Annotated in this window: 14 protein-coding genes; 2 read left to right on the top strand and 12 right to left on the bottom strand. The window is 39.2% G+C overall.

Features of this window, described 5'->3' with window-relative positions; genetic code table 11:
- Positions 1-17: 17 nt before the first annotated feature.
- Positions 18-980: a sugar ABC transporter substrate-binding protein gene (locus EHLA_RS01620; protein ID WP_123864829.1), complete on the bottom strand. Its 963-nt coding sequence runs from the start codon at positions 978-980 to the stop codon at positions 18-20.
- Positions 981-1266: 286 nt separating this feature from the next.
- On the opposite strand from EHLA_RS01620, the gene EHLA_RS01615 reads away from it, so the two are divergent.
- Positions 1267-2100: a hypothetical protein gene (locus EHLA_RS01615; protein ID WP_096239064.1), complete on the top strand. Its 834-nt coding sequence runs from the start codon at positions 1267-1269 to the stop codon at positions 2098-2100.
- A gap of 89 nt (positions 2101-2189) precedes the next feature.
- Here the strand turns inward: EHLA_RS01615 and EHLA_RS01610 are convergent, their stop codons facing one another.
- The 9 genes from EHLA_RS01610 to rpe all read right to left on the bottom strand — a co-directional run bounded on the left by EHLA_RS01610 (position 2190) and on the right by rpe (position 12124).
- Positions 2190-2453 carry an HPr family phosphocarrier protein gene (locus tag EHLA_RS01610; RefSeq protein ID WP_096239063.1) on the bottom strand — a complete coding sequence of 88 codons (264 nt, stop codon included), beginning with the start codon at positions 2451-2453 and terminating at the stop codon, positions 2190-2192.
- Positions 2454-2528: 75 nt separating this feature from the next.
- Positions 2529-3482: a DNA-binding protein WhiA gene (gene whiA / locus EHLA_RS01605; protein WP_096239062.1), complete on the bottom strand. Its 954-nt coding sequence runs from the start codon at positions 3480-3482 to the stop codon at positions 2529-2531.
- 20 nt (positions 3483-3502) lie between these two features.
- Positions 3503-4378 (bottom strand): RNase adapter RapZ, encoded by an 876-nt coding sequence (rapZ, locus tag EHLA_RS01600; protein ID WP_096239061.1) that lies wholly within the window; start codon positions 4376-4378, stop codon positions 3503-3505.
- Positions 4375-5304, bottom strand: a complete 930-nt coding sequence (murB, locus tag EHLA_RS01595) for a UDP-N-acetylmuramate dehydrogenase (protein WP_096239060.1) — start codon at positions 5302-5304, stop codon at positions 4375-4377. The genes rapZ and murB overlap by 4 nt, the downstream gene beginning before the upstream one ends.
- Positions 5305-5556: 252 nt before the next feature.
- Positions 5557-6501: an HPr(Ser) kinase/phosphatase gene (gene hprK / locus EHLA_RS01590; RefSeq protein ID WP_096241521.1), complete on the bottom strand. Its 945-nt coding sequence runs from the start codon at positions 6499-6501 to the stop codon at positions 5557-5559.
- Between the two features lie 110 nt (positions 6502-6611).
- A complete protein-coding gene (uvrC, locus tag EHLA_RS01585; RefSeq protein ID WP_096239059.1) occupies positions 6612-8501 on the bottom strand; it encodes an excinuclease ABC subunit UvrC in 1890 nt (629 codons plus the stop codon).
- Between the two features lie 3 nt (positions 8502-8504).
- On the bottom strand, positions 8505-10568 hold the full coding sequence (gene ftsH / locus EHLA_RS01580; RefSeq protein ID WP_096239058.1) for an ATP-dependent zinc metalloprotease FtsH: 2064 nt from the start codon (positions 10566-10568) through the stop codon (positions 8505-8507).
- An 18-nt stretch (positions 10569-10586) separates the two neighbouring features.
- On the bottom strand, positions 10587-11417 hold the full coding sequence (locus EHLA_RS01575; protein WP_021907411.1) for an Mrp/NBP35 family ATP-binding protein: 831 nt from the start codon (positions 11415-11417) through the stop codon (positions 10587-10589).
- 50 nt (positions 11418-11467) lie between these two features.
- Complete coding sequence (gene rpe / locus EHLA_RS01570; protein WP_096239057.1) at positions 11468-12124, bottom strand: ribulose-phosphate 3-epimerase; 657 nt, start codon at positions 12122-12124, stop codon at positions 11468-11470.
- A 326-nt stretch (positions 12125-12450) separates the two neighbouring features.
- Between rpe and EHLA_RS01565 the strand changes: the two genes are divergently transcribed.
- On the top strand, positions 12451-13551 hold the full coding sequence (locus tag EHLA_RS01565) for an iron-containing alcohol dehydrogenase family protein (protein ID WP_096239056.1): 1101 nt from the start codon (positions 12451-12453) through the stop codon (positions 13549-13551).
- A 199-nt stretch (positions 13552-13750) separates the two neighbouring features.
- Here EHLA_RS01565 and pfkA read toward each other — a convergent pair whose 3' ends face one another.
- Both pfkA and EHLA_RS01555 read right to left on the bottom strand, forming a co-directional pair.
- A complete protein-coding gene (gene pfkA / locus EHLA_RS01560; RefSeq protein ID WP_096239055.1) occupies positions 13751-14743 on the bottom strand; it encodes a 6-phosphofructokinase in 993 nt (330 codons plus the stop codon).
- A gap of 56 nt (positions 14744-14799) precedes the next feature.
- Positions 14800-18282, bottom strand: coding sequence for a DNA polymerase III subunit alpha (locus EHLA_RS01555; protein ID WP_096239054.1), 3483 nt, complete (start codon positions 18280-18282; stop codon positions 14800-14802).
- Positions 18283-18297: the final 15 nt, after the last annotated feature.

Raw genomic sequence — 18297 nt, 5'->3', positions numbered from 1 at the left:
CCACCACTTCCCCCCTTTTACTGCCAGCCTGATAAGCTGTAATCTTCTACATTGTCCCTTGTTATGAGCCTGACCGGAACAATATACTGGCTTTCCACCGGCTTTCCGGCAAGGATTTTATAAAGCATCTCCACTGTTTTCTTTCCCGTTATTCTCGGAGACTGTGCTGCTGTCGCCGTCATTTGATTTTTATAGATCATCGTTTTCGCCTCCGGGGATCCGTCAGCGCCATATACAAGAACATCTGATAACATATGTTCTGCATCAAGTGCTGCCATCGCCCCCATTGCACTTGGATCATTTAACGCCATTACTACATCTATATCTTTTGTTTTAGTTAAAACATTTTCTACTAAAGGCTGTGAAACTTCTAACTGTCCCTTACATTCTATATCCCCGATATTTTCATAGTTCCATCCTGCTTTTTCTAGTGTTTCTTTAAACCCTTTTATTCTGTCAAGCGCTGATTTATTTTCCGACTGTACAAGGAATAAAATCTTTCCCCTTTTTTTACGTTTCATTAAATCTTTGGCACACTGTGCTCCTGCCTTATAGTTATCTGAGACAACAATACCATCGACAAGGCTCTGGTCATAAACAAGGGTATCCACTGCAATAACAGGAATACCTGCTTTTTTTGCTTTCTTCAAGGAGCTGCCGATTGCCTTCCAGTCTACTGCATTAATTAAAATACAATCTACCTTTTCATCAATAAAGCCTTCTACCTGCTCTGCCTGCACCTCTGCATCCATAGCGGAATCTCTTGTCTCTAATATATCCCCTTTATTCTCCACAACCGCTTTTATTTCCTCGTTAATCACCTCAAAATACGGATTGTTCATTGTCATATAGGATGCGCCAATCGTTCTTTTAGCTTTTCCAGTTTCATTTTTGTTTCTGCTGTAAAACAAAAGTACGATACTTATGGCAAATACGACTGCTATACTAACATAGCCTACACATAAAATTATCTTTTTCACTCGCACCTTACTTCCTCCTATTTTTAAATATGTACTCTCGGAGTCCTCACTTAACTTTATACGATTCTCTCTTATTTTTTATTATTGTAATTGTAACTTTTTCAGCAATTTTTGTCTATCTATACACGAAAAAATCGAAAAACGCAAAAAACGTCTTACCTTGACACAGTTACTAAAAATACATATACTTTTAAATACCATAACCCTTATGGAATCTTGATGTACTCTCAAACTTTTTAATACTTGATTTTGTAAGAGTACATACTATAACGAAGGAGGGCGAATTATGAATTGTCCAAACTGTGGCACATATTACACTGAGAATGAAAAGATATGTAAAAAATGTCATACTCCTTTAAGCAATGCCATTTATAATCCGGTAGAACACGCAGAGGATAACCAGAATACATCGAATAAAAAGAAACGCCTTGCTCCGATTATCGCTGTCTTATTGATTTTTTGCATTATCACAGCAGGAATCGGCGGATACTTTTACTACATTTCCCGCGTCAAGCAGGGATGTCGGGATGCGACAAAACAGATTTTTACTTATGCAAAAAATATGGATTTTTCCGATGTCGCACCATCTGACTTACCTGAACCTTTAAAGTCTGAACCCAATGTACGTGAACTTGTAAAGAAGCAGTTAAAAACTTATATTGGCGACAGCCAACTTGGTTCTCTGGTAGATATTGACAGTATTGATGTTGATACATTATGTAATGAAATGGTTGAACAGGCTTCCTACAAGATTACTGATATCTCCGCAACCTATAATTCCTGCACTGTTACAGTCACAACAAAAAATATTGACTTTTACAGTTTACCGGAAACGATTTACAATGAGATCAAATCAGAGATTACCGATGGAACTTCCTCCTTATGGACATCCATTAAGAACTCTATTTCTTCTCTTTTAGGAGGCAGTGATCAGACAACGATTGAAAAGATTGATATTTCTCAGAATCTAAAGAACTGGTACAAAGAAACAAAAAAGAACGGACCACAAAGAAAAACAACCGGAAAGATTGTTTTTGGAATCAAAGATGGTAAGTGGACACTCATTTCCTTTGATGAACGACTCATTTACGGATATTACGGTCTGCGTCCAATACAATAATTTTCAAAAGTTTTCAAAAATAAAAGAAGGATAGAACCACAGATATAGCTGTGATTCTATCCTTCTTTTATTCTTTTTTTGTCAAACAATTATTGTTCCTGTTCGTTATTTAAATACTTTCCTATATGTTCAATTGCTTTTGTCTCATCGTTTCCTTCTGCAACTACATTAACTTTTCCGCCTGCAGGAACACCTAAAGTCATCATTCCCATAATGCTTTTGGCATTCACCTTTTTGTTTTTCACCTCCACATATACGCTGCTGTCATACTGACTGGCAATCTGAATAAATAATGCAATGGTGCTTGGATCTAATCCCGAAGGGATCTTAATCTCCATCTCTTTTGAAATCATATTAACCTCCTGTTTTGCTATAAATGAATTTTATCTTAGTATTTTCAGACTTACCGAAGCAAATACTGAAAAAAATTACAAATACCCTTTTTCCCGAATATCCTGAGCTATCTGACTCAGCTTTCTTAATCTGTGATTTACACCTGATTTACCTACCGGAGAATTTAACTTTTCACCAAGTTCTTTCAATGTCGCATCCGGCTCTTCTAATCTTGCATACGCAATATCTCGAAGATTCTCTGATAATCGTTCTAAACCAACTGTATTTTTTATATATTCAATATCTTCAATCTGTTTTCTCGCCGCGGAAACGGTCTTATTTATGTTTGCTGCTTCGCAGTTTACTCTTCGATTCACTGAGTTACGTACATCTTTAAGAATACGTACATTTTCAAACTTCATCAAAGAGATATGTGCTTCTATTATATTCAATGCGTCCGAAATCATAGCACCTTCTTTAAGATATACTACATAGTATTTCTTCCGCAATACAATCTTCGCTTCCAATCCAAAAAATTCAAATAATTCTCTTAATTGCTCTGCTTTCTCTTTTGAAACACAGGCAATCTCAAAATGATAATTCTTTTCCGGGTCTGTAATGGAACCAGCAGAAAGAAATGCTCCCCGTAAAAAAGCTCTGCGGCAGCAGGTTCTCTGCAGCACCGGATTATCTTTTACAAAAAATTCTTCATCCATCTGACCCAGATTATTTATAAGCTGTACTGTCTTTAAAATCTTCAATGCCTGAGCAGAATCTTTGATCGAGATCATGTAAAAGCGATTCTTTTTTAAGTAGTCATGCTGTGTAGTGGAAACTTCCGGCTGAAAATGAAAAACTTCTTTAATCAGGGAATAAAATCTTCTGGCTACCGCTACATTTTCTGTGTGAAGAATCAGCGAATATCTTCCCTCTTCACACTGCAATCTTCCACATAAACCAATGATCGCAGCAAGTTCTGCAATCTTGCAATGAATTTCATGACCGTCCACATGAGAAAGTTCTTCTTTTACTTCAGAAGAAAATGACATATTCTATCTCCTTCCATTCGTTACTTTCCTTTTGTCCGGGCATCTTTTTCAATATCCCTGTGTTCCATACGAACAGTATATGGAAGCTTCTTTAATCTTGCATGCAATCCATTCGTTATGGTAACAGACCGATGCTTTCCACCTGTACATCCAATACCGATCACAAGGCTGTTCTTTCCCTCGTCAAGATAACGTGGAATAAGAAAGTGCATTAAATCTTCCAGTTTATCAAGAAATCTTCTTCCATCTCCATTCTTCATGACATATTCCTGAATAGAGCGATCGTTCCCTGTGAGTGGACGTAATGCCTGCTCATAATAAGGATTCGGAAGGAAGCGGACATCAAATACAAGATCTGCATCCGACGGTATTCCATATTTAAAACCAAAAGAAAGCACAGTAATAATAAAGTTGCCGTAACTTTCCGTTCCGACAAAAATTTTCTCCACTTCCTGACGTAATTCTCTAGTAAGAAGAGTTGTCGTATCGATAATATAATCCGCACTATCCCGAATAAAGGAAATCATCTCTCTTTCTCTTGCAATTCCCGTTTCTATGCGGTCTTCTTTTGCAAGAGGATGTGTCCTTCTTGTTTCCTTATATCTTTTAACAAGTGTCTCATCATCTGCATCCAGAAATAAGATTTCATATTCAATACCAAGTTCACACAATGTATCTAGCTGACTGTTCAGCTTCGAAAGCTGTTCTCCGTTACGGATATCTACTCCAACAGCAACTTTATCTACTTCGGTCTGTCTGTCAGACGCAATCTCCCCGAAATTCGGAAGCAATGCTACTGGCAGATTATCTACACAAAAGAACCCAAAATCTTCAAGAACCTTCAGCGCAGTACTCTTTCCGGCACCTGACATACCGGAAACTATTACAAATCTCACTCTCTCACCTCTGTATCCGTAAATCCGATAAAGCGGACTTCCGGCTGCATCATAACATTAAACTGTTTCATTACTTTTTTCTGTACCTGCTTGATCAGAAAAACTACTTCTTCTGCTGTGGCACCTCCACGATTGATTACAAAACCACTGTGCTTTTCAGATACCTGTGCACCGCCTACGGTATATCCCTTTAATCCGGCATCCTGAATCAACTTTCCGGCAAAATATCCTTCTGGTCTTTTAAAAGTGCTTCCCGCACTCGGAAATTCCAGAGGCTGCTTCTCTCTTCTGGCTTTGGCCAGTTCATCCATTCTTCCCCGGATCTGATCTGCATCTCCTTTTTCAAATGCAAAACGTGCAGATACTACAACATAGTTTTTCTCAAAAATACAACTGTGACGGTAAGATAACTCTAATTCTTCAGCCGTCAAAGTAAGGAACTCTCCATCCTGCGTTAACACCTGCGCATCAAGAAGAACATCCTTTATCTCTCCACCGTATGCTCCCGCATTCATTGCGACAGCTCCACCTGTAGTTCCCGGGATTCCCGCTGCGAATTCAAAACCGGTAAGTCCGGCATTCCACGCAGCTCTCGCAGTCCTGCTAAGGAGTGCTCCTGCCTGTACTTCTATTACTGTATCCTGCACAGAAATCTCCTGGAAGTTCTTCCCTATCTGGATGATCATTCCCCGAAAACCTTCATCGGATACCAACAGGTTACTTCCGTTACCCATAACAAAAAAAGGAACCCCTGCTTCTTTGGCACAAGAAATCGCATTCTTGATTTCTTCCTTTGTTGCCGGCTGAACAAAAACGTCTGCCGGACCGCCAATAGAAAAACTCGTATGCCTGTTCATCGGCTCCTGCTCTGTAACTGTTCCTGATTTAATCTGTTCTCTCAAACTCTGAAGGAATTCCTTATTCATAATATCTCCTATATCTCCTATCTAAAACATATATGACAACGATATAGTTGCATCCAATATTTAGATACATACTATATGATACTCTAAAATGTGTGGAAGTACAATGTGGAAAAAACACAAAATAAAAGGGAGCTTTTCTTCTCCCTTTAGATAAAACGCCAAAAAAATCTAACATTTTTGCCATCTTTCAGAACATTTACTGGACAAAAAAGTTCTATATACAGTTTTGTCCAGAAATTCCCAAACAAAAAATTACTTGTCCTTCTCTGTTTCTGTATTGTTAGAAAGACTTCCTGTTACGCGGTTGTACAGTTCCTGTGCCGCATTATATCCCATCTTCTTTGCTCGATAATTAATTGCTGCAGACTCAACGATAACCGCCAGATTACGGCCCGGACGAATTGGAATAGAATAGCAGACAACTTTGTTGCCAAGGAACTCGATATATTCTTCATCTAAACCAAGTCTGTCATAATTCGCTTCTCTGTTCCAGTCTTCCAGACGAATCACCATATCAATTGTCTGGTTATACATCACGCTCTCCACACCAAACAGTGTCTTCACATCAACAATACCAATACCACGAAGCTCAATAAAATGTCTTGTAATATCCGGTGAAGTTCCGAGCAGAGTATCATCGCTGATCTTACGGATCTCAACAACATCATCCGACACAAGACGATGACCACGATGGATCAGTTCAAGAGCTGCCTCACTCTTTCCGATTCCACTCTCACCCATAATGAGTACACCTTCACCATATACATCAACTAAAACACCATGAATAGAAATACGTGGAGCAAGTTCCTCACTCAGCCAGCGTACAGAATTCGCAATAAAGTCTGATGTCGTCATCTCCGTTGTAAAGATTGGAACACCGTTTTTCTCTGCCATATCAAGCATCTGTGGTATTGGTTCTAAGCCACGACAAAATACAAGACATGGAATATTAAAACTGAAAATCTTCTCACACAGTGGGGTGATTGATTCTTCTGGAATCTGCTTTATATATGCTGCCTCAACATTACCGATAACCTGTATTCTCTCTGAATCAAAATGTTCAAAAAAACCTGCAAGCTGTAATGCAAGACGATTAACGCCTGACTGTTCGATCATAATACCGTCTGTATCAATATCTGGTAACAGGCTTTTTAAGTTCATCTTTTTTACAAATTCTGTAAGTTTTACTTTGTACATAATCTCCTCCGTATCATTCCTGATATACTCCCGGAATCTTTTTGTACAGTAAAGGTACCGGGAATACATCCCTGTTTTTCACAATGTTAGTATCTACACTCGTATGTCTACTATACCACATCCCCATTTTTTTTAGAAGTAGCCGTATGAAAAAAGCGATAAATTTCTTCTGCTGTTTTTTCAGTAATTCCATCTGCCTTACAAAGTTCTTCTACTGAAGCCTCTTTAATTTTTCCTATATCTTTAAAATACTTCATAAGACTCTTCCTTCTCGCCGGACCGATTCCTTTGATATCATCGAGAACAGAATGTACCTGTTCTTTGCCGCGAAGAGCTTTATGATACGTAATAGCAAAACGATGTGCCTCATCTTGAAGACGGGTCACCATGCGGAACGCTTCAGAATTCTTTGGAAAATCAATAATCTCATTCTGATAATAAAGACCTCTTGTCCGATGGAAATCATCCTTTACCATGCCACAGACCGGAATGTTTAACCCCATTTTTTCAAGAACTTTTACTGCAATATTTACCTGTCCTTTTCCTCCATCCATCATGAGAATATCGGGAAAACGAGTAAAACTTCCAAGCGACATATCCTGCCCTTTTTCTTCTCGTTCTTTTTGCTCTCTGATACCATGAGAAAATCTTCTCTCTAACGCTTCCTCCATACAGCGGTAATCATCCGGTCCCGCTACTGTCCGTATTTTAAACTTCCGGTAATCACTTCTTTTTGCTTTGCCTTTTTCAAAAACAACCATAGATGCGACATTCTCATAACCATTTGTATTAGAAATATCGAATGCCTCCATACGATTTAAGTTTTCAATCCCAAGAAGCTGCTCTAATTCATGAACTGCTCCTATCGTCCGATGCTCTTCTCTTTTCAGCTTTTCGCTATCCTGAACCAGCACATTCTGTGCATTTTTTCTGGCTAGTTCCATCATCTGATGCTTACTGCCTCTTTTCGGCATCGCAAAGTTTACCTTCGACCCTCTCTTATCTGAAAGCCATTTTTCAAGAATTTCTTTATCAAGAACATCTTCCTGCGTTAATATTTCTTTCGGGATAAATGGTGTGCCAACATAAAACTGTTTAATGAAATCCGTTAAAATCTCCTGTTTTTCGCTATCTCCGATTCCTGTCATATGGAAATGATCCCTGCCAAGGAGCTTTCCGCTTCGAATAAAAAATATTGCCACAACCGCTTCATCTCCTGCTTTAGCAAGTGCGATAATGTCTCTGTCATCCCCACCGGTATCATTAATCTTTTGTTTTTCTCCGATTCGCTTTACATTTTCAATCAGATCTCGGTACTCTGCTGCCTGTTCAAATTCCAGTTCTGCTGCCGCTTTCTTCATTTTATCTTCCAGATTATTTATGATTTCCTTTTCATCTCCATTTAAAAACTTTAAGGCTTTATCCACATATTTCCGATACTCTTCTCTTGAAATATAATTCTGACATGGTGCATCACATTGATTTATCTGATGATAAAGACAGGGCCGGCCCTTCCCTATCTCTTTAGGCAAAGACCGGCTGCAACTCCGTATTTTGTATACTTTTCTCATTAGTTCAATTGTATCTTTCACCGCCCCCGCACTTGTATACGGACCGAAATATTTCGATTTATCTCTCTTTACCTGTCGGCAAAATAAAATTCTTGGATAATCTTCCTGCACCGTAACACGAATGTATGGATAACTTTTATCATCTTTCAACATCGTATTATAATGCGGGCGGTGTTCTTTAATCAGATTGCATTCCAAAACCAGAGCTTCTAACTCCGAGTCTGTAATGATATATTCAAAATAAGCAATATGAGAAACCATGTGCTGGATTTTTACACTCTTATTATAACTGCTCTGAAAATACTGACGCACACGATTTTTAAGAATTCGTGCTTTGCCAACATAGATAATTTCATCCTTGGCATTATGCATCAGATAAACTCCTGGCTTTGCCGGAAGTTTTTTCAGTTCTTCCTGAATATCAAACATAATTTACTCTTCCTGTTTTACTTCCTCTCTGTCTTTCTTTTCGGTAACTTTCTGTGCATCCTGACTTCGCGCATCTACGTCTTCTATATCTTTACTTTCCTCATCTTTTAATGAAGATTCTTCTGATACCGTTTCTGCTTCGGATAATTCTGTTTTCTCCTTATCCTCTTCAACATTCGCTTCAATACTTTCCGGTTCATCTTTCTTTAAAGATTTATTGTAAATTTCCATGAATTCTTTACCGGTAATTGTCTCTTTTTCAATCAGGAATTCTGCGATCTCGTCCATAACTTCTCTGTGGTCTTCAATAATCTTTTTCGCCTTATCGTAAGCCACTTTGAGCATTTCTTTTACTTCTTCATCGATGAGTGCACCTGTTGCATCGGAACAGTTCATTACTGCCCGTCCGTCAAGATAACGATTCTGAATGGATTCCAGACCCATAAGACCAAACTTCTCAGACATACCGTACTGTGTTACCATCGCTCTTGCAATCTGTGTTGCTCTTTCGATATCATTAGAAGCTCCTGTTGTAATAGAATGGAATACAACTTCTTCCGCCGCACGCCCTCCAAAAAGTGTTACAAGTTCTCCAAGCATCTGCTCTTTGCTCATAAGGTACTTTTCTTCTTCTGGAACCTGCATCGTATAACCAAGCGCTCCCATTGTTCTTGGAACAATCGTAATCTTTTGAACCGGTTCTGTATTCTTTTGTACAGCGATTGCCATCGCATGCCCCACCTCATGGTAAGCAACGATTTTCTTTTCTTCTTCGCCAAGAATACGATCTTTCTTTTCTTTACCTGCAATAACTACTTCTACTGCTTCTAAAAGATCTTTCTGAGATACCGCTTCCCTGCCAGCTTTTACTGCCGCAAGCGCTGCCTCATTGATCATATTCGCAAGATCTGAACCAACTGCTCCGGAAGTCGCCAGAGCGATCTCGTCAAAGTTCACTGTCTCATCCATCTTAACATTCTTTGCATGTACCTTTAATGTCTCGACACGTCCCTTAAGATCCGGTCGTTCTACGATAACACGCCGGTCAAAACGTCCCGGTCGAAGAAGTGCTTTATCCAGTACTTCTGGTCGGTTTGTCGCTGCTAAAATAACAAGACCCTTTGAAGAATCAAAGCCATCCATCTCTGCAAGCAGGGCATTCAGCGTCTGTTCACGTTCATCGTTACCACCACCGTAACGGCTGTCACGACTCTTACCGATTGCATCAATCTCATCGATAAAAATAATACATGGTGCCATAGACTGTGCCTGTTTAAACAGATCACGAACCCTGGAAGCACCAACGCCAACGAACATCTCTACAAAGTCTGAACCACTTAATGAGAAAAATGGTACATTTGCTTCTCCGGCTACTGCCTTTGCCAATAAAGTTTTACCTGTTCCCGGAGGTCCCACTAATAATGCTCCCTTTGGCAATCTTGCACCAATTTCAATATATTTACCTGGATTATGGAGGAAGTCTACCATTTCAGTAAGACTTTCCTTTGCCTCATCCTGACCAGCAACATCTGCAAAAGTAACCCCTGTCTTTTTCTCGACATATACTTTGGCATTACTCTTTCCTACGCTGCCCATCATACCGCCGCCCTTGCCGATTCCACGCATAACGAAATACATCATTCCATAAATCAGCACAAACGGAAGTACATAACTAACCATAACAGAAAGAATCGCATTCGATCCACTGCTGTCCTGCTGTTCATAAGAGCTGATCTTATTCTGATCTTCTGCTTCTTTTAAACGATTGACGAGCAATGCATCATTCATTAAAACCGTATAATATGTTGTCTTCATTAATGGATTCTGCTGTGTTTTCGGTTCAATATAAATCTTACGATCTGCGACCTGTACTTTTTTAATCTCTCCCTTATCCAGCATCGTAAGGAACTTACTATACGAAATCTTCTTCTGGGAGCCGTTTTTATAACGGCTCATCACAGAAGTAAAGAGAGCAGTAATTCCAAGACAAACGACCAACAGGATAATCGCAGATTTTATGTTCTTCTTTTTGTTTGGATTATCGTTTTGATTATTTTTATTGTCCATTTACGCCTCCATGACGTTTTATAATTTCTTTAATACCTCAATGGCATCTTTCATATAATTATTTTCAACGTACTCAATCTTTCCTGCATCACAGGCTGCAGCAAGTGTTGGATCCATTGGAATCTTAGCCAGAACAGGAACAGCATACTCTGCTGCAATCTCATCGATATGGCTTTCTCCAAATACCTTGATCTGTTTGCCACAGTCAGGACACTCTACATAACTCATATTCTCTACTAAACCAAGAATAGGAACATTCATCATTCTTGCCATGTTAACAGCCTTCTCTACGATCATTCCAACTAATTCCTGTGGAGATGATACGATAACGATACCATCTAAAGGAACAGACTGGAAAATAGTCAGTGGAACATCACCGGTTCCTGGAGGCATATCGATAAACATATAATCAACGTTATGCCATAATGTTTCTCCCCAGAACTGCTTGATCACACCGCCAAGTACCGGACCTCTCCAGATAACAGGATCTGTTTCGTTCGCAAGCATCAGGTTCACAGATACAATATCAATTCCGCAAGTTGTTGTTGCTGGCAGAATCAATCCATCTGCATTACCTACAAGATTTATGGAAAGTCCAAAAGCCTTTGGAATAGATGGACCTGTAATATCTCCGTCTAATATAGCTGTCTTAAATCCTTCTCTCATAGAAGCTGCTGCAAGAAGAGAAGTTACCATAGACTTACCTACACCACCTTTACCGGATACAACACCGATAACCTTCTTAACAGAACTTCCCTGACTTAGCTTTACAAGAAAATCTTCCGGTTTCATCTCTCTTTCTGCACAATTTTCTCCACAGCTGCTGCAATCATGTGTACACTCACTCATAGTATTTACCTCTCATTTACTTAAATTTTTAATAAAATTTTACCCCTGTTTTACTTGTTCATCTGTTCCAAAATTTCTTTGACATTCTTCTGAATATCTCCCTCAAATACAGCAGAACCACATACAAATATATTGGCGCCACATTCTGCGATTTCCGCTATATTAGAAGCTTTCACTCCACCATCAACCTGAATATCAACATCAAGATTCTTCTCGGTGATCATCTGACGAAGTGCTCTGACCTTTTCTCCACAGTAAGGGATATATTTCTGTCCCCCAAATCCAGGATTCACAGTCATCACCAATACCATGTCAAGCTCCGGCAGAACATACTCAATTGCAGAAAGCGGAGTAGCAGGATTAACAGCTACAGCTGCCTTCTTTCCACAATCCTTAATCTGATGCACAACTCTGTCAAGATGTGTACAGGTTTCCGCATGTACTGTAATAATATCTGCGCCTGCTTTCGCAAAGTCTTCAATATATCTTCCGGGATCCTCTATCATCAAATGTGCATCAAAAATAGCATCTGTCAATGGACGAAGTGCCTTGATTACAGGATTTCCAAAAGAAATCTGTGGAACATACATTCCGTCCATAACATCGATATGCACGTATTCTGCTCCAGCATCAATTGCAGCCAGAACATCCCTGCCTAAATTGGCAAAATCCGCAGATAAAATAGACGGTGCTAATATCTTCTTCATTGGTACCTCCTTAATTTTTAAAAATTTTATCAGTATCCTCTGACACTTTATAATTTAAAATAACTGTCCAGAATTCAAAATCAAACATATCTATATGATCTATATGACTCTGTGTAGTTACATTTTAAATGACGAGACAAAGTCTCACAGTATATCTTAACATAATCATCAAATACTGCAAGCTGAAAATATGAAAAAACCTTGAAAAAAGCTTGAAAATTTGCAATCCTTCTTCCTCTTATGCTACAATTCAGTCATAAGTCACCCGTTCGACTTCGATTAAAAAATCATACTTGTAATTATTTTAACCGCGAAAGGAGTTTATCATGCGTTTTTTTGATCCAACAAACACTTATGCAGAAAGAAACTGTATACAAAATCACAAAAAAGATTTACTAGCTTTGGGAACACGTGCTTTTGTCATTACCGGCCGCAGTTCTTCTAAAAAAAATGGCTCATTAGATGATGTCATTGCTGTTTTAGAAGAGGCTTCCGTTCCGTATAAAGTTTTTAATGAAATCGAGGAAAATCCATCCGTTGAAACTGTCGTAAAAGCTGCAGAAATCGGCAAAGAATTTAAAGCGGATTTCGTTATCGGTATTGGTGGAGGTTCCCCACTAGATGCATCGAAAGCAATCGCTTTGTTAATTGCTAATCCGGAAGAAAGCGGAGACTGTTTCTATGTCGAAAAAGATTTAAAAGCTCTTCCGATTGCTGCTGTTCCGACAACCTGCGGTACGGGTTCTGAAATTACACCAGCTGCTGTTCTGACCCGCCACGATACACAGACAAAGAAAAGTATTTCCTACAAACTTTTTCCTGATCTTGCACTCGTTGACGGTAAATATTTACTTTCCGCAAGTAAAAATCTTTTAATCAATACCTGTGTAGATGCACTTGCACATGCAGTTGAAAGTCGTGTAAATATTCAGACCAACATATATAATCAAATGTTTTCAAACTATGCTTTAAAGCTCTGGGGAGAAATCATTCCTTTCCTTCGTTCAGAGGATGAACTTACAGAGGAACTTGCCGATAAGCTGATGCTTACCTCCACAATTGCAGGAATGGCAATTGCGCAGACCGGAACTTCTATTCCTCATGCATTAAGCTATGATGTAACATATCATAATGGAGTGGCACATGGAAAAGCCTGCGGTATTTTCCTTGCTGCTTATCTTCGCATATATGCAAAGCATAAACCAGAAGATGTTGACGTAATCCTTTCCCTCTTAGGATTTGAAACACTCGATGACTTTGCTGCCTTCCTGAAAGAAATTTTAGGTATTGTAACTCTTACAGAAAAAGAAGTTTTATTTTACGTTGAACGTATGATGGAAAACACATCAAAACTTGCAACATGTCCTTTTGAATTAACAAGGGAGGATATCGAGAAGATTTATCGAGAATCTATCGTGGTTGAATAAAAACAGACGAAAAACCCCGTATATCCAAGAAGAAATTTTGTGACTTTGCGTTGTGGAATTCTGACTGTAACCTTGCGAGCTCGTTTTCGAGCAAGGTTGTTTTATCAGGCAGAATGGAACGTTTAACGCAACGGAACAAAATTCCTTCTTAGATATACGGGGTTCTTCGTCTGTCTACCAAGTTCTACTCAGCTTTATATTATCGTCCTAAAATCTGAGCGATCTCAAACTCATACTGGTCAACATCTTTAGCCATTCCGAGTGCATCTTCAATATCGTAATCGATATACTGACCGTTACGGTATCCTACTACTCGGTTTGTTGCACCACTGCAAAGAAGATCTACTGCTAAAGCTCCCATGTAAGAAGCATATACTCTGTCTTTTGCAGTTGGGTTTCCACCTCTTTGCATATGACCAAGGATACTTGCTCTTGTCTCTACACCAGTTGCCTGTTCAATTCTCTTAGCCATTCCGTAAGAATGTCCAACACCTTCTGCGTTGATGATTAGGTGATGTTTCTTACCAAGTGCTTTCTTCTCAAGAATACTTTCAATTAACTCATTCTCAAGCTTTGGTCTATTACCATCGAAACGTTCTGGGATTAAGATATCCTCAGCACCGGAAGCGACACCACACCATAATGCGATATAACCAGCGTTTCTTCCCATTACCTCGATGATCGAACATCTTTCATGAGATGTAGATGAGTCACGAATCTTATCAATTGCCTGCATCGCTGTGTTCACTGCAGTATCGAAACCGATTGTATATTCTGTACATGCAATATCTAAGTCAATTGTTCCAGGAAGAGCTACTGTGTTAATTCCCTGTGCAGATAACTTCTGTGCTCCACGAAAAGATCCGTCACCACCGATAACAACAAGTCCGTCAATGTTATGACTTCTTAAAATCTCTGCTGCCTTTTCCTGATACTCTAACTGTTTAAATTCTTCACATCTTGCAGTAAATAAAGCTGTACCACCACGTGAAATGATATCACATGTGAATTCTTTCTTCATGTCAAAAATCTCATCGTTTAACAGTCCGCTGTAACCACGATAAATTCCTTTTACATCAATACCTCTTGCCCATGCGGTTCTGGCTACTGCTCTTAATGCGGCATTCATGCCCGGAGCATCTCCACCACTTGTTAAAATTCCAATTGTCTGAACTGCGCTAGTCTTGTTCATCTAACGTTACCTCCATTTCATAATTCCCTAAGTATACTCCCTAACGATTACATATATTATCTCTTTTTTTCAGATTTTTCAATACTCTTCTCGCGAACCTTTACATTTTTTTCACCAAAAAGTGATTTTAACTCGCTAAATACGTCATTTTTTGCGGAAATATTTTCGTATGATGGAAGTCTTTTTATTGCCTTTTCTTTTTTGGAAAAAATAACAATTTCATCTTTTCCAGGATGTTTTCTGATAATTCCATATAGTTTTTGTTGTTTTTCTGTGAATTCTTCAATATTCTCTGTCTGAATCCAGACTTCCTTCGGAATCTGTTCAATCGGAACAATATATTCTGCGATCAGCTTTCCGCTTTCTTCAGAAACAGAGGCTCTTCCTTTCACATAAATACCCTGATCTTCAATAAGATATGGCTTTACATTTTGATATATCGTCGGGAAGACAATAATCTCTACGGTACCGTATAAATCTTCAAGCATGACAAAAGCCATATTCTGATTATTTTTTGTAAGCTTTGCAGTGACGTTACTGATAAGACCACCAACAACATAATGCTGTCCATCCCTCACGACTGCACGTCCACTTTCTTCATCTGGCTCAAAATCTGTTGATTTCGCTGTTGTCTGTTTTTCAAGAGAATCCATATATTTCTGTAATGGATGCCCACTTACATAAATACCAAGAACTTCTTTTTCCAGCGCAAGTTTTTGTGCATCATCATACTCTCCGACATCAGGATATTGCATCTCATATTCTTTTTTTTCTTCTTCCGAGAAAAAGTCAAATAATGACATCTGTCCACTGATTGATTCTTTCCGTTCCCGATTTACCTCCTCAAGCACGACCGGATACACAAGCATCTGCTGCTTTCTTGTTTTTCCAAAACTGTCTAACGCTCCGGACTTAATAAGATTTTCGATCGTACGTTTATTAATTTCTTTGGAAGTGAGTCTTTCCATAAAATCTTTCAAATCTTTATATTTTCCGTTTTCATTTCTTTCCTGCGTCATTACATCGATGACGCTTTTTCCAAGACTTTTAATCGCTGCAAGCCCATATCGAATCGAATCGCCGGCAACAGAAAATCCTGCTTCCCCTTCGTTGATGTCCGGTGGCAGGATGGAAATTCCCATCACACGACAGGTATTAATATATTCTGTGATTTTCTTTGGGTTCGTAATAACAGAAGTAAGCAATGCCGCCATAAATTCTACCGGATAGTAACAGCGCAGCCATGCTGTCTGGTAAGAAACAACTGCATAGGCAGCCGCATGTGATTTATTAAATGCATATTTGGCAAAATCAATCATTTCATCAAAAATCTTATTTGCTGTTTCTTCCGGAATTCCTCGCCGGATGCACCCTTCGACGCCTTCTTCCTCATTACCGTAAACAAAGTTCTGACGTTCCCTTGCCATGACTTCACCCTTTTTTTTGGACATTGCTCGGCGCACAAGATCGCTTCGTCCAAGCGTGTATCCGGCAAGGCGCATTACAATCTGCATAACCTGTTCCTGATAAACGATACAGCCGTAAGTCGGTGCAAGGATTTCTTCCAATTCCGGACAGGTATATTGAATAGAATCCTGATTCTGCTTTCCCTTGATATACTTTGGAATAAAATCCATCGGACCCGGACGATACAAAGAAATACCGGCAATTACATCTTCCAGATTTGTCGGTTTTAATTCTTTCATGAAAGACTTCATTCCTGCACTTTCTAACTGGAACACACCCTCCGTCTTTCCCTGCCCGATCATCTCATATACTTTAGCATCATCATAATCAATTGTATCAATGCTAAAATCCTGCCCCAGCTTCTGTCCGATCATCCGGGCAGCATCCTGAATAACCGTTAAGGTACGTAAGCCTAAGAAGTCCATTTTCAGAAGACCTAACTCCTCAATCGTTGTCATCGTAAACTGTGTTGTTATGACATTATCTGCTCCTCTTGACAACGGAACAAATTCATCCAAAGGCTTAGAACCGATTACCACTCCTGCTGCATGAATCGATGTATGCCGCGGCAATCCTTCTAAACGCATTGACATATCAACAAGATTTTTTACTACCTCATCACTCTCATATGCCTGCCTTAATTCCGGATTAGATTTCAATGCTTTTTCAATCGTAATACCAAGTTCCATCGGTATCATCTTAGCAACATTATCTACCTGTGCATAAGGAATATCCAGTACACGACCAACATCACGCACTGCCATACGTGCAGCCATCGTACCAAAAGTTACAATCTGTACTACTTTATCTTTTCCGTATTTTTCATAAACATAATCAATAACTTCCTGTCTTCTCTCGTAGCAAAAATCGATATCAATATCCGGCATAGATACACGCTCCGGATTTAAAAAACGCTCAAAAATAAGCTGATATCTGATTGGATCGATATTCGTAATTTCAAGGCAGTAAGAAACAATACTTCCCGCCGCACTTCCACGTCCTGGTCCAACAGCAATCCCCTGACTTTTTGCAAAACGTATAAAATCCCATACAATTAGAAAATAATCAACATATCCCATATTTCTGATCGTACTAAGCTCATAGGAAAGTCTTTCCTGTAACTCTTTCGGCGGCGGATCCCCATATCTTTTCACCAGTCCTGTCTCACAAAGCTCCTTTAAGTAAGAAAATGCATCATATCCTTCCGGAACATCAAACTTTGGTACCTTTTGTTCGCCAAAAACAATTTCCACATTACATCGCTCGGCAATCTTATGAGTATTATCCATCGCTTCCCTGGCATACGGAAACACTTTCTGCATTTCTTCTTCGGATTTCAGATAATATTGCCCACCTTCGTAACGCATTCGGTCTTTGTCCGAAACCTTTTTTCCGGTCTGTATACAAAGAAGCAGATCATGTGGAATCGCATCCTCTTCTCTGATATAATGCACATCATTTGTGACAACCATCGGAATCCCCAGTTCTTTTGAAAGCCGTATAAGACTGGTATTTACCTGCGTCTGTTCACGAATACCATGATCTTGCAGCTCAAGGAAAAAATTATTCTCTCCAAAAATATCACGCATTTTTCTGGCAGCGGCTCTTGCCCCATCAAAATCCTCTTTTAAAATCCTACTCGGAATCTCTCCTGCAAGGCAGGCACTCAATGCAATAATACCTTCATGATATTTCTCCAGCACTTCATAGTCTACCCTCGGTTTATAATAATATCCCTCAGTAAATCCTCTGGTTACGATCTTCATCAGATTCTTATAGCCCTGATTATTCTCTGCAAGCAAAACAAGATGATAATATCTGTCCTCTCCTCTTGCCTGTTCTCTATCAAATCTCGAACCCGGTGCCACATAAATCTCACATCCAAGTATCGGTTTTATCCCTACTTCTTTTGCTTTTTTATAAAAATCAATCACACCATACATGACTCCATGATCTGTAATAGCGATGCTATCCATTCCAAGTTCTTTTGCTCTTGGCAAAAGCTCTTTAATCTTACTAGATCCATCCAACAGACTGTATTCCGTATGCACATGTAAATGTGTAAATGCCATAGGTGTCTCTTCCTC

Origin of the sequence: Anaerobutyricum hallii (assembly GCF_900209925.1) — a bacterium.
GTDB lineage: Bacteria > Bacillota > Clostridia > Lachnospirales > Lachnospiraceae > Anaerobutyricum > Anaerobutyricum soehngenii.
This window is presented reverse-complemented; position numbering and strand designations above follow the sequence as displayed.